This window comes from Nocardiopsis metallicus, assembly GCF_014201115.1.
GTDB classification, from domain to species: Bacteria; Actinomycetota; Actinomycetes; order Streptosporangiales; family Streptosporangiaceae; genus Nocardiopsis; species Nocardiopsis metallicus.
Genome location: NZ_JACHDO010000001.1, coordinates 5,243,842 through 5,256,553, shown reverse-complemented (window position 1 = coordinate 5,256,553; position 12,712 = coordinate 5,243,842). Strand labels below are relative to the sequence as shown.

Genomic DNA, 12,712 nt, shown 5'->3' with positions numbered 1-12,712 from the left:
AGCCGGAGCGGCTGGGCAGCTGGGCGCGGGCGGCCCGCGGCACGGTCCGGGCGGCGGTGCTCCCCGAAGGACGGGGAGCGCCGCGCACCCGGTCAGAAGCGGTCGAGGATGCGCATCTCCACGGAGTCCACGACCCACATGCCGTTGCCGGTGGCCGGGACGCCGATGATGACCTCGCCCTCCGGGTGGACGGCGATCTCCCACAGGTAGCCCTCGTTGGACTCCGCGGTCAGTTCCTCACCGGTGGAGTACTCCCAGACCTTCATGAACCCGTTCTCGGGCTCGCGGATCGAGGTGAGGTAGGTGGCGTAGACCCGGTCGGCCTCCACGCTGTACCTGTAGTCGTACATCGACATGCCCTCATCCAGGTCCTCGGCGATGAACGAGGTGCTCTGGCTGGTGTCGGAGATGACGTTCTGGCTGTGCAGGCCGTTGACGTCGGGGTAGACCAGGGTCTCCTCGTCGGCGAAGCTCAGCGCCCGGGGGTTGGTCCTCGGGATGTCCTCGGCCGAGGCGACCTCCTCCCCGGTCTCGGTGTCCCACACCGACACGCGGTCGAGGCCGCCCTGAGCCGCGATGTACCCGCCCTCCGGGGAGACGGCGACCGCGTCGATGCTGCTCCCGACCTCGCTGTAGGCGGCGGTCACCTCTCCGGTCCCCAGGTCGTACACCAGCACGCCGGAGTCCAACTGGAAGTCGCGGTTACCGACGACCAGCTGGGTGTTGTCGGGGGTGAAGGCGACCGCACCGACCTCGTGCCCCTCGGAGAGCACGGTCACCTCCCCGCTCTCCAGCGAGTACACGTACGCGCCGTCGTCGGAGGCGTAGGCCAGGAGGCAGTCGTTGGAGCTGAAGACGGGGTGCCCGGCCAGTGGCGCGATCTCGGCCTCGATGAGGGCGAGCTCCTCCTGCTCGCGCCAGTCCCACAGGGCGACCCCGCCGGTCCCGGCCACCGCCAGGACCTCGCCGTCGCTGGAGAACCCGGTGACGAAGACCCCGTCGTCGTTGTTGGGCGGGGTCATCTCCTCGTTGGCGGCCTCGGTGTACTCGGGTGCCAGGTGCTCGGAGGGGTCGCACACGTCCCGCTCCGGGATCCCCGCCTCCTCTTCGGAGGCGGCGTCGCCGGAGCCGATCAGTCCGGCGTCCCGCGCGGCCCACGCACCGATCCCGGCCACCATGACCAGGGCGAGGGCAGCGGCACCGACGATCATCAGGCGGCGGCCCAGGGTGCCCTTCCCGGTGGGCACGGGCGTCGACCGCACCACGGTCTCGTACTCCCGGGCGACCCCGTCGATCCGCGCGGCGGCGGCCGGGGGCAGCCATTCGGCCGTGGACGCGGCGGGTGCGGTGGGGCCGCCGAGCGCCTGGAGGACCTGGGCGGCGTTGGGCCGCCGGGAGGGGTCCTTCTCCAGGCAGGCGGTGATGACGCCGCGCAGCGACGCCGGGACGCCGTCGAGGTCGGGCTCCAGGTTGCTGATCCGGTAGAGCACCGCCGAGGGGTGGCCGTCACCGAACGGGCCGCTGCCGGTGAGCGCGTGCACCAGGACCCCGCCGAGCGCGAAGACGTCGGCGGCCGGGCCGCTCTCCTCCCCGTTCACGGCTTCGGGGGCCATGTACCCCGGTGTGCCGATGACCCGCTCCTCCTCGGCGCCCCGGGAGTCCTCCATCGCGCGGGCGATACCGAAGTCGATCACCTGGGGGCCCGCGGCGGAGACCATGACGTTGCCGGGCTTGAGGTCGCGGTGGACCAGGCCGGTGGCGTGCACCCGCTCCAGGGCCTGGGCGATCCCGCGGCCCATGAAGCGCACGGAGTCCTCGGGCAGGGCACCGGTGTCCTGGACCAGGTCCTGGAGGGAGGGGCCCATGACGTACTCGGTGGCCAGCCACGGGGTCTGGTCGGAGGTGTCGGCGGCCAGCACCCGGGGCGTGTAGTTGCCGTAGACCCGCTGGGCGAGTTCGAGTTCGCGGGCGAAGCGTTCACGGAAACCGGGGTCGTAGGCGTACTCGGCGCGGACGACCTTCACCGCGGCCGGGAAGCCCGAGGGGTCCAGTCCGAGGTAGACGCGGCCCATACCGCCGGAGCCCAACAGGGCGACGACACGGTAGTGGCCGACCTGTACGGGGTCGTTGGGGGCGGGTTGCTGCATGGTGCCTTCCGGGAGGTCAGTTCACTTCGGCGACGATGTTGAAGTCGGAGTCCAGGATGCGGATGGTGTAGGCGCCGCCTTCGGAGACGGCCGTGGCGATGTGCTCGCCGTCGGGGTGGACGCCGACCGGGACGTTGAGGGTCAGCCCGTCCGTGGGGACGAGGCCGCCGCTCTCGGCGTCCCACACCAGCCCCGGCACGTCGCTGAACTCCGAGGTGGCGCCGTAGACCAGGGAGCCGTCGGCGGAGAACTCGACCTCGGTGAGCTCGTTGTACGTCAGGCCGGCGGATTCCAGATCGCGGACCTCACCGGTCCCGATGTCCGCGATGTGGGCCTCGGTGCGGTCGGTGACCATGGCCAGGCTCGTGCCGTCCGGGGACAGCGAGACGGCGTAGTACTCGGCGCCGTCGAAGCGCTGGAGCTCCTCGCCGGTCTCGGGGTCCCAGACGACCGCGGCGATGTGGGGGGAGTAGCCGGGTTCGGTGACCACACCTACCAGCGCGGAATCGTCGGGCGTGTAGAAGAGCTCGGTCAGGCGGCCCTCGACGGCGAACTCGCTCTGCAGCTCACGGGTCTGGACGTCCCACACATGGATGTTCGGTTCGCCGTCGACGGTGCCGTCGTCCGAGCCGATGGTGGCGACCAGCGTGCTGTCGGAGTTCAGCGCGGGCATGTCGAACTGGCCGCGTTCCTCGCCGTCGTCATTGCCGATCACGGCGATCCGGTTGTCGCTGCCGCCCTCCCACACCGCGATGTGGTTGAGGGCGGTGCCCGCGACGAAACCGTCCGGGGTCATCACGGCTCCGGTCGGGGTGGGGGTGTAGTGGTCGAGTGGGACCCCCTCCCGCCAGTTCCAGGAGGAGAGGGTGTTGGAACCGAAGACATGGAGTTCCTCCCCGTCCTCGGAGAATCCGAGGCTGTAGAGGAAGCCCTGTAGGGCGCTGTCGTCGAGTTCGCTTCGTTCGCCCGCCGCCTCGCCCCCGCCTTCCCCCGCTTCGCTGTGGCTGCCGTCGCTTTCGGGACCGTCCCCGGTCTCGTCACCGCCCGCGGCGTCCTCGGGGGAGCCGTCGGAGCCGAGGGGCAGGGCGTTCAGGGCCAGCGCACCGCCGCCCAACAGGATGAGGGCGGCGGTTGCGGCGGCCGCGACCACCATGGTCCGGCTCCGCCACCAGGGGCGGGTGCCCTGCTCGCCGCCGGGGCCCCCGGGAGCGGCGAACGCCGTCCGCGGACCGCTGCCGGCGGTCATGGGGGCGGTGGTGTGCTCGGCCGCCTCCGCCCGTCGGGTCTGGCCCGCCTTGACGTTGATCTGCTGGTTGACCTGCGAGGGCAGCCATCCGTGTTCGGCCGACGGCAGCGGCAGCCCGGAGAGCTCCTGGAGGACGGCGTCGGCGTCCGGGCGCTGGTCGGGGTCCTTGGCGAAGCAGCGGGCGAGCAGATCGCGCAGCGGCCCTTCGGGGACGGACTCCAGGAGGGGATCGCCCTTCATCACCTTGGTGAGGGTGCTGATCGGGGTGCCCTCACCGAACGGAGGCTTCCCGCTGGCCGCGAAGAGTACGGCTCCTGCCATGGAGAAGACGTCGGCGCGGGGTGTGACGTTCTGCCCGGTGATTTGTTCGGGTGAGGTGTAGGCGGGGGTGCCGAAGGTTTGGCCGGTTCTGGTGAGGACGGTGCCTTCGACGGCGCGGGCGATGCCGAAGTCGATGACTTGGGGGCCGCGTGGGGAGAGGAGGATGTTGCTGGGTTTGAGGTCGCGGTGCATGAGCCCGGCGGTGTGGATGGTGTGGAGGGCTTGGGCCATGCCCAGGGTGAGGACGCGCAGTGATGGTTCGGGGAAGGGGCCGTTTGCGCGGACGGCTTCCTTGAGGGTGGGGCCGGGGACGTATTCGGTGGCCATCCAGGGGGCGGGGGCTTGGGGGTCGGCGTCTACGACGGCGGGGGTGAAGGGTCCGTGTACGCGTTGGGCGGTGTGGACCTCGCGGGCGAAGCGGGCGCGGAACTGGTGGTCGTGGGCCAGGTCCTCTTTGACGACTTTGAGGGCGCACAGGTGTCCGTGGGGGGTGCGGGCGAGGTAGACCTTGCCCATGCCGCCCGCGCCGAGGCGCGCGAGGAGGCGGTGCGGCCCGATGGCGTGCGGGTCGTCGGAGGAGAGGGGTTGCACGGCGGTGGGGATCCTTACTGCGTGCGGACGCGGGAGGGCGCGACTGTGTTCCGGCAGGTCCAGAGGGTAACCGAGGGGAGACGTCCTACCCCGCCAATGTAGCTGGTTGGTGACAAAGCACCCAGATGTGTGTCCTGATCCGGCCGGTTCCGGGGTGAACCGCCGCGCCGCGGGGCGCGATAGGAGCGGTGTGAGCGGCGGACCGGTGGATCTAGGGGCGTGCGGGCCCGGCGTCCCAGCGGTGGGGGTCGAACATGCCGACGGGGAGGTCGGTGTGTCCGTCGCGAGCCAGCTCCGCCACGGCCCGGCCGACCGCGGACGCGAACTTGAAGCCGTGCCCGGAGAAGCCCCCGGCCAGGACCAGCCCGGGGAGCTCGTCGCGGCGGCCGATGAGGAAGTGCTCGTCGGGGGTCGTCGTGTACATGCAGGAGGCCATGCGTTCGGGCAGCGGCGCCACCCCGCGCAGCCCGGCGGCGAGTTCGCCCAGCCGGTGCGCGTCGGCCGCGTCCGGGGGCCGGGGGCCGGTGTCGGGGTCGACCGGCTCGCCCCACTGGGCGCCGGGCGGGCGGATGCCGGCCGATCGGACCTCGGGGGACTCCGCGTGCACGCCGATCTTCACGGTGCGGCCGCCGTCCATGCTGGGGAAGCCGTACCAGAGGGTGCCGTCGGGCTCGTCCCGGGCGAAGACGGGTTCGGGGCGCGCGGTTCGGGGAGCGGGTTCGGTGATGCGGAACCAGCCGAGTACCCGGCGTTCCACCCGGACCCCGCCGCCCAGTCCGGCGACGCCCGGCAGGAGCTTGGGCAGCCAGGCCCCGGCGGTGACGATGACGCGCCGGGCGCGGATCTCGGTGTCACCGACCCGCACTCGGGGGCTGTCGGGGTCGGGTTCGACGCGGGTGACGGCCTGGTGGGTCCACACGCGGGCTCCGGCCTGCCGGGCCAGGCGGACGGCGGCCAGGATCGAGGCCTCGGGCAGGACCACACCGGCGGCGTCCTCGAAGACGCCCACCTCGTCGGGGCGCGTGACGTGCCGGGGGTGGCGCTCGGCCAGAGCGGTGGGGGAGAGGTGTTCGTGGGCCAGGCCGTGGTGTTCGGCGGCGGCGATGGAACCGCTGATCGCGCCGGAGTCGGGTCTGCCGAGCATCAGCGCCCCGGAGCGGATGACCAGCGGGGAGCCGGCGGCCTCCTCCAGCTCGGCCCAGGCGCGCCAGGCGGCCTGGACGAAGGGAACGTACTCCGCGCCCTCGAGGTAGGCGGTCCGGATGATGCGGGACTCGCCGTGGCTGGAGCCGCGGTCGTGTCCGGGAGAGAACTGCTCGACCCCGATGACGTCGACCCCGTCCCGGGCCAGTCGCCACAGCGCCTGGGAACCCATCGCGCCCAGACCGACCACGACAGTGTCGGCGTACGCGGTCATGGGGCGGGCACGGGGGACGGCGCGGGCACTTCTCAGGCGGCGACCGGCTGGCGGTGCGTGTAGTAGTGCGGGGGCTCCGGGACCTGAGCGAACGGGTTCAGCAGAGCGGCGGCACCGGCGGGGTCGTTCGCGGGGTGGGAGACCGTGCTGCCCTGGAAGAGGTCGTTCCAGAAGAAGCGGCCGTCACGGCACCAGACGTTGACGTCGCGCATGACGGAGGCGACGGCCATCTCGGAGGTGCCGGACCAGTACAGGGGTCGGGAGGCGACCGGGGCCAGCTCGCCCAGCAGCGCCGTGATCGCGCGCTCGGCGCAGAAGGCGTGGCGGGGCTTGTGCTTGATTCGTCTGGCGAGAGCCGACTTCGCCCGGGAGGCCCGGGGGTTGTTCAGGCGCCAGTGACTCAAGGTCGTCTCCAGTGTGTGTTGGGGTACCGCGGGTGTGCTGACCGTGTGTGCTTGTTGCGGCCACGTCGCCGCGGTGCGAGTTCTGTTCACTGCGCCGTTGCCGGTCGTTGGTGACGTCCCTCCGCGAAGTTGGCGAGGAGCGAACTATGTCGTTACCTCGTAGTTATTCTTCGCGTTCCGGATGCTAGCAGCAACTGACCCCCCGTAGTCGAGGCTTCAAAGTGTGACGCATGTCACAACTAACAAATGCGCATCGACTTGTTTGGGTCAAGAACTCGCAGCTCATAATGCCTTTTTCGAACACCAGTCTACGTTGTGATTTCGAGATAAAGGGACTGCAGTCCCGTGTTGGCTGTCGTGAGTCTCACCCGCTTTGGCGACCCTTGGCGTATCTGTGCTGACTCATAGTGAGTTTGCGCAGGTTGCTGGGTCTTTACCTGTGTGAGGTGGATCTTTGTCGGTTGCGCACCCACTGCCATCAGGGGTATTCCCGTCCGTTTTGCGTGCCGGGTCACCCCGGTGTATGGGGTGCTCGCTGCTCTGGAGGACACTGGAGGGCGGCGCAGACAAGGGAAGAAGCGGTGAAGTGACACAAACATCCGGTGACTGGACATCTGTGCGTGGTTCCGCGGAGCCCCCGCGGCGCGCCGAGCGGACGCGGACCGGCCCCACGGAGCCGGGCGGTGGCGCTCGCGCCTGGCTGGTGTGGGGCGTCGCGGTGGGCGGCTACTTCCTCGCCATGCTGCACCGCAACGGCCTGGGCGTCGCGGCCCTGGAGGCGCAGAGCAGGTTCGACGTCGGCCCCGCCCTCCTGACACTGCTGCCGATGCTCCAGCTCCTGGTGTACGTCCTGCTCCAGGTGCCCGCAGGACTGCTCGCCGACCGCCTCGGCCCCCGGTTCACGCTGGTCATCGGCATGGTCGCGATGACCCTGGGCTCCTGCCTGTTCGCCCTGGCCCCGGGGATCGAGCTCGCGGTGGCCGGACGCTTCCTCATCGGCCTCGGCGACGCGCTGGTCTTCCTCAACGTCATCCGACTCGCCGCCCTGTGGTTCCCCCGCGCACGCTACGCGCTGGTCAGCGGCCTGACCGGGGTGGTCGGCGGCGCCGGCCAGGTGGCCAGTGCCGCACCCCTGGCCTGGGCCCTCACCGGCGTCGGCTGGGTGGCGGCCTTCCTCGCCACCACGGGGATCACCGTCCTGATGGCGCTCCTCGTCCTCCTGGTGGTCCGAGACCGCCCCTCCGGCGCCGCGGGGCGCTCCACCGTCGCCGACCCCATCCCCCTCTGGTCGGCTCTCAGAGAGGCGGTGAGGGCGGACGGGCCCCGAATCGGCATGGCGCACCACGCGGCCGTCATGGCGCCGTTCACGATGATGATGGTGCTGTGGGGCTACCCGTTCCTCGTGGGCGGTCTGGGGCTGCCTGAGCACACCGCCGCCCTCACCCTCACCGGACTCGCGGCCGGGGCCCTCTGGATGGCCCCCGTCGCTGGCGCCCTGATCGGCCGCTGGCCGGGCATCCGGGTGTACTTCGCGCTCGTCCTGGGCGGTTCCCTGAGCCTGGGATGGCTCCTGCTGGTCGTATGGCCGGGCGGGGTGCCGCTCCCGCTCGGCGTCACGGTGCTGGCGGCGAGCGCGCTCGGCCAGACCATGGCGCCCACCATCTCCTTCGACTTCGCCCGCGACGGCATCCCCGCCAGCCGCACCGGCGTGGCCTCGGGCCTGGTCAACATGACCGGCTTCACCACCGCCGTCGTGTGCACGGTGGCGGCCGGGGCCATCCTCCAGGTCGTTCCCGACTACCAGCTGGCCTTCATCCCGATGGCGGTCACCACGATCCTCTCCACCGGCGTGCTCGCCCTCTTCATCCGGCGGCGGGTCCAGGTCGGCTCCGGGCCGGTCCCGGGTAGAACCTAGGCAAGCCCGGAGGTTGAGAAGCTCGGGGTAGGAGCATCGCGGGACTCTTCCTTCAGACCTGGGGAGGACACGTGTTCGGGTTCGGTCTGTTGCTGGCCCTGCTCGGAGTGGGCCTGGCCGTCGTCTGGTCCCAGAGCCCCAAGACGCCGGAGACGGAGGAGGCCAGAGCCCTGCTCCGGTCGTTCATGGTCGCGGCCTTCGCCCTCGCCTGGTTCTTCATCGTCCTGGCCCTCTTCTTCGAGAGTTGAGGACCGGCTCAGCGGACGCCGTTGCCGGGGTGCTCGCGATCGTAGGACTGGCGGGCCTGGGCGATGGTGTCCCGGTTCTCCAGCGACCACTCGGCCAGCGCCTTGACCAGGTGGGTCAGGCTCGCCCCCGTCTCTGTGAGCCGGTAGTCGACCTGTGCGGGCACGGTCGGGTAGACGGTGCGCAGGACCAGGCCGTCCCGTTCCAGTCGGCGCACGGTGAGGGTGAGCATGCGCTGGGAGATTCCGTCGATGGCGCGCTGGAGCCGGCGGAAGCGGCGCGGGCCGTTGGACAGTTCGACGATGACGAGCACCGACCACTTGTCGCCGACCCGGTCCAGGACCTCGCGGATTCCGCAGTCGGGATGCTCCGCCCGGCCGCACGGTTCGAGCTCGGCTGCCCCGGCTGCCCCGGTGGTTACCTCGGTGTGCCCGGGTGACATTGAAGTGCCTCCTTGTGCGCTGGTCGCGCACGGCTCAGGATCGGTTGGTGGTTACTGAAGAGAACCACGACAGGGAGTGTGCCGCAATGATCATGGTGACCGGGGCGAACGGGCAGCTGTCCGCCCTCACGGTGCGGGAGCTGGCCGGGCGGAGGGCGCATGTGGTGGGTGGGAGCCGCACCCCCGCGACCGGACAGCGGTATCTGGACTTCGACCGGCCGGACAGCCTCGATCTGGGCGGCGTCTCGACACTGGTGCTCGTCTCGGCCGGATACGCGGAGGACGACCAGGTGATCGCCCGGCACCGGGCCGTGGTCGACGCCGCGATCCGGGACGGGGTGAACCATGTGGTCTACACGAGCCTGACCGGAGCCGGGGACCACCTCGGGTTCGCGCTCGCCCACCGGGCCACGGAGCGGCTCGTCAGGGACAGCGGGTTGGCCTGGACCATCCTGCGCAACGGCCTCTACGCCGAACTGTTCGGTGCTCTGCTGACCTGGACCCCCGAGGGGCTGGAGTCCGCCTTCGGTTCCGGTGCCGTGGCCGCGGTCGCGCGCGCTGACCTGGCGGCCGCCGCGGCGGTGGTCGCCGCTGAGCCCGGGGCGCACGCGGGGAGGGTCTACGAGCTCGTCGGGGAACCGATCACCGCGACCGGGGTCGCCGAGCGGATCGGGGCCGCCCACCGCACCATCGGTCTGGGTGAGTACCGTTCCCGGATGCTGCGGGAGACCGCTCTGCTGCCCTTCCAGCCGCCGATGCTGGCCTCGATCGCCAGCGGGATCCGGCACGGCTTCCTCGGGGGCACCGGCCCGGAGCTACGGGACCTGCTGGGCCGACCGGTCACCGATCCGTTGACGGTCGCGGTCGAGGCCGCCAGCGCGCTGCGTCCGGCCGCGACTGCCGTCACGTGAAACGCGCGAGGGGCGGGACGACGGATCGCCCCGCCCCTCGGCGGTGGTTTCTCAGTACCGTGCGGCTCTGGGCGGCACGGCGGGCCTCAGCGGCCCCGGAAGGCTTAGAAGGCCTCCTCGGGGACCTCCATGACGCCCGGGTTCACGGTCTGGGCGATCTTCAGCTCGGAACCGTGCTCCATGCCGGGCAGTGGCTACCGGCGGGAACCCCCCCCCGAGGCCGACCCGGGTTGATATCATGGGATATCACCTGGAGGTGGTTCCATGGCAGACATCTTGATTCGCGACGTTCCGGACAGCGTCCTGCGAGCTATCGACGCGGACGCCAAGAGACAGGGGTTGTCCCGGAGCGAGTATCTGAGACGCTCCCTCGAGCGCACAGCTCGTGCTTCTGACACCTCGGTCACCGTCGGTGACCTGGAGCTCTTCGCGGAAGCCTTCTCCGATCTCAAGGATCCGGACGTTATGGAACGGGCATGGGAATGATCTGGTTGGTCGACAAGTCCGCGTTCGTGCGCTTGGCCTCCAGCCCAGACGCCGCGGAGTGGGCCAAGCGTATCGAGCGCGGGCTCGTGCGCGTCTCGACGGTCACACGGCTCGAGATCGGCTTTTCGGCCAGATCCGGTGGGGAACTGAGGAACTTCATGTCCCGCCCTCCGCTCTCGGTGATGCCCGTTGAGTACGCCACACCCGCGATGGAGGATCGCGCGGTCGAGGTTCAGTCGATGCTCGCGGACAGAGGGCAGCACCGCGCGCCCGGGGTGCCCGACCTGCTCATCGCGGCGATCGCCGAGCTCTCCGGGCTCACCGTTCTCCACCTGGACAAGGACTTCGAGCTGATCGGTGAGATCACCGGGCAGTCGATGGAGCGGCTGCGGGTGACCTGAGGAGAGCTCGTCGCTCAGGCTGCGCCCGGCTGCGACTCCTGTCGTCACGTGAAACGCGCGAGGGGCGGGACGACGGATCGTCCCGCCCCTCGGCGGTGGTTTCTCAGTACCGTGCGGCTCTGGGCGGCACGGCGGGCCTCAGCGGCCCCGGAAGGCTTAGAAGGCCTCCTCGGGGACCTCCATGACGCCCAGGTTCACGGTCTGGGCGATCTTCAGCTCGGACTCCACGCGCGGCAGGAACTGCTCGGCGAAGAAGCGCGCGGCGGCGATCTTGCCGGTGTAGAAGTTCTTGTCGTCGTCGCTGGCGCCGTCGATGCTGTTCAGCGCGATCTCGGCCTGGCGAAGGAGCAGCCAGGCCAGGACCACGTCGCCGAAGGCGAAGAGCAGGCGGACGGAGTTCAGGCCGACCTTGTACAGCTCGCGGGAGTCCTCGGCGGAACCCATGGCGTGGCCGACCATGATCTCGACGATCTTCTCGGTCTGGCCCAGAGCGGTCAGCAGGAGCGCGCGCTCCTCCTTGAGCTGGCCGTTGCCGGCGTCGCTCTCGGCGAAGGCCCTGATCTCGGCGGACAGCTTGCCGATGGCGGCGCCACCGTTCTTCACGATCTTGCGGAAGAAGAAGTCCTGGGCCTGGATCGCCGTGGTGCCCTCGTACAGGGTGTCGATCTTGGCGTCACGGATGTACTGCTCGATCGGGTACTCCTGCAGGAACCCGGAGCCGCCCAGGGTCTGCAGGGACTCGGCGAGCAGAGCGTAGGAGCGCTCCGATCCCACACCCTTGACGATCGGCAGCAGGAGGTCGTTCATGGCCTCCAGCTCGGTGACGTCCTCACCCTTGGAGTGCGCGATCTGGATCGCGTCCTGCTGGGTGGCGGTGTAGATGACCAGCGAACGCATGGCCTCCACGTACGCCTTCTGCGTCATGAGGCTGCGACGCACGTCCGGGTGGTGGGTGATGGTGACCTTCGGGGAGTCCTTCGCCCCGGCGAGGTCGTTGCCCTGCACGCGGTTCTTGGCGTACTCGAGGGCGTTCAGGTAACCCGTGGACAGGGTGGCGATCGCCTTCGTCCCGACCATCATGCGCGCGTACTCGATGATGAGGAACATCTGGCGGATGCCGTCGTGCTTGTCACCGACGAGGTAACCGATGGCGGGGTGCTTGTCGCCGAAGGTCAGCTCACAGGTGGTGGAGGCCTTGAGGCCCATCTTGTGCTCGACGTTGGTGACGTAGGCGCCGTTGCGCTCGCCGAGCGAGCCGTCCTCGTTGACCAGGTACTTGGGCACCAGGAAGAGCGAGAGGCCCTTGGTGCCGGGGCCGGCGCCCTCGGGGCGGGCCAGCACCAGGTGGAAGATGTTCTCGGTCATGTCCTGCTCGGCCGAGGTGATGAAGCGCTTCACGCCCTCGATGTGCCAGGTGCCGTCACCCTGGTCGGTGGCCTTGGTGCGGCCGGCGCCGACGTCCGAGCCGGCGTCGGGCTCGGTCAGCACCATGGTGGCGCCCCAGCCCTTCTCGATGGCCTGCTCGGCGAACTTCTTCTGCGCCGCGTTGCCCTCGGCGTGCAGGATGCTCGCGAAGCCGGGACCGGCGGAGTACATGTGGATGGAGGGGTTCGAGCCCAGGATCAGCTCGGCCGCGGACCACACCAGCGAGCGGGGGGCGCCGAGGCCGCCGAGCTCCTGGGGAAGGTCGAGGTTGTACCAGCCGGCGTCCATGTAGGCGTTGTAGGACTTCTTCAGGCTCTCGGGGAGCGCGACCGTGTTGGTCTTGGGGTCGAAGACCGGGGGGTTGCGGTCCGCGTCCTCGAAGGACTCGGCGACGACACCGGTCGCGAGGCGGTTGATCTCGTCCAGGATGGTGCGAGCGGTCTCCTCGTCCAGCTCCTCGAACGGGCCCTCGCCCAGTACGTCCTGGCGCTTGAACAGCTCGAAGAGGTTGAACTCGATGTCGCGCAGGTTGCTCTTGTAATGCGTCATGGACAGCTCCGCTTTGTGTCCCCGGCCGCGGTGTCTGTACACGCGGATCTACCGACTAGTAACAAGTCAATGTTACTACCCAGTAGCCCAAGATGCCAGTGACGATAGACACTTGTGTCCCCAAGGTCAGGACAAGAGTGTGAACACCCTGGTCAAGCCGGATGCGTGGGAGGTGAGAGACCGGGAGGGCGGGACGGGTCGAGGGTCGGGG

General features: G+C 69.9%; 11 protein-coding genes. 5 read left to right on the top strand and 6 right to left on the bottom strand.

Going from position 1 to position 12,712, the window contains the following annotated elements:
• Positions 1–92: 92 nt before the first annotated feature.
• The 4 genes from HNR07_RS23025 to HNR07_RS23010 form a co-directional block, all read right to left on the bottom strand.
• Complete coding sequence (locus HNR07_RS23025) at positions 93–2,147, bottom strand: WD40 repeat domain-containing serine/threonine protein kinase (protein WP_184366757.1); 2,055 nt, start codon at positions 2,145–2,147, stop codon at positions 93–95.
• Positions 2,148–2,163: 16 nt separating this feature from the next.
• Positions 2,164–4,305 carry a WD40 repeat domain-containing serine/threonine protein kinase gene (locus HNR07_RS23020; RefSeq protein WP_184366756.1) on the bottom strand — a complete coding sequence of 714 codons (2,142 nt, stop codon included), beginning with the start codon at positions 4,303–4,305 and terminating at the stop codon, positions 2,164–2,166.
• Between the two features lie 211 nt (positions 4,306–4,516).
• Positions 4,517–5,722 carry an N-methyl-L-tryptophan oxidase gene (gene solA / locus HNR07_RS23015; RefSeq protein WP_184366755.1) on the bottom strand — a complete coding sequence of 402 codons (1,206 nt, stop codon included), beginning with the start codon at positions 5,720–5,722 and terminating at the stop codon, positions 4,517–4,519.
• A 32-nt stretch (positions 5,723–5,754) separates the two neighbouring features.
• A complete protein-coding gene (locus HNR07_RS23010; RefSeq protein WP_184366754.1) occupies positions 5,755–6,126 on the bottom strand; it encodes a hypothetical protein in 372 nt (123 codons plus the stop codon).
• A 703-nt stretch (positions 6,127–6,829) separates the two neighbouring features.
• Between HNR07_RS23010 and HNR07_RS23005 the strand changes: the two genes are divergently transcribed.
• Both HNR07_RS23005 and HNR07_RS23000 read left to right on the top strand, forming a co-directional pair.
• Positions 6,830–8,041 carry an MFS transporter gene (locus tag HNR07_RS23005; RefSeq protein WP_312894075.1) on the top strand — a complete coding sequence of 404 codons (1,212 nt, stop codon included), beginning with the start codon at positions 6,830–6,832 and terminating at the stop codon, positions 8,039–8,041.
• Between the two features lie 71 nt (positions 8,042–8,112).
• Positions 8,113–8,289 carry a hypothetical protein gene (locus HNR07_RS23000; protein ID WP_184366753.1) on the top strand — a complete coding sequence of 59 codons (177 nt, stop codon included), beginning with the start codon at positions 8,113–8,115 and terminating at the stop codon, positions 8,287–8,289.
• Between the two features lie 8 nt (positions 8,290–8,297).
• Here HNR07_RS23000 and HNR07_RS22995 read toward each other — a convergent pair whose 3' ends face one another.
• On the bottom strand, positions 8,298–8,729 hold the full coding sequence (locus HNR07_RS22995) for a winged helix-turn-helix transcriptional regulator (protein ID WP_184366752.1): 432 nt from the start codon (positions 8,727–8,729) through the stop codon (positions 8,298–8,300).
• A gap of 86 nt (positions 8,730–8,815) precedes the next feature.
• Between HNR07_RS22995 and HNR07_RS22990 the strand changes: the two genes are divergently transcribed.
• From HNR07_RS22990 to HNR07_RS22980, 3 genes are all read left to right on the top strand, one after another.
• Positions 8,816–9,640 (top strand): NAD(P)H-binding protein, encoded by an 825-nt coding sequence (locus tag HNR07_RS22990; RefSeq protein ID WP_184366751.1) that lies wholly within the window; start codon positions 8,816–8,818, stop codon positions 9,638–9,640.
• A gap of 264 nt (positions 9,641–9,904) precedes the next feature.
• Positions 9,905–10,126, top strand: coding sequence for a type II toxin-antitoxin system VapB family antitoxin (gene vapB / locus HNR07_RS22985; RefSeq protein WP_184366750.1), 222 nt, complete (start codon positions 9,905–9,907; stop codon positions 10,124–10,126).
• Positions 10,123–10,527, top strand: coding sequence for a PIN domain nuclease (locus tag HNR07_RS22980; protein WP_184372511.1), 405 nt, complete (start codon positions 10,123–10,125; stop codon positions 10,525–10,527). Before vapB ends, HNR07_RS22980 begins: the two co-directional genes overlap by 4 nt.
• 156 nt (positions 10,528–10,683) lie before the next feature.
• On the opposite strand, the gene HNR07_RS22975 is transcribed toward HNR07_RS22980, so the two are convergent.
• A complete protein-coding gene (locus HNR07_RS22975; RefSeq protein ID WP_184366749.1) occupies positions 10,684–12,501 on the bottom strand; it encodes an acyl-CoA dehydrogenase in 1,818 nt (605 codons plus the stop codon).
• Positions 12,502–12,712 lie beyond the last annotated feature (211 nt).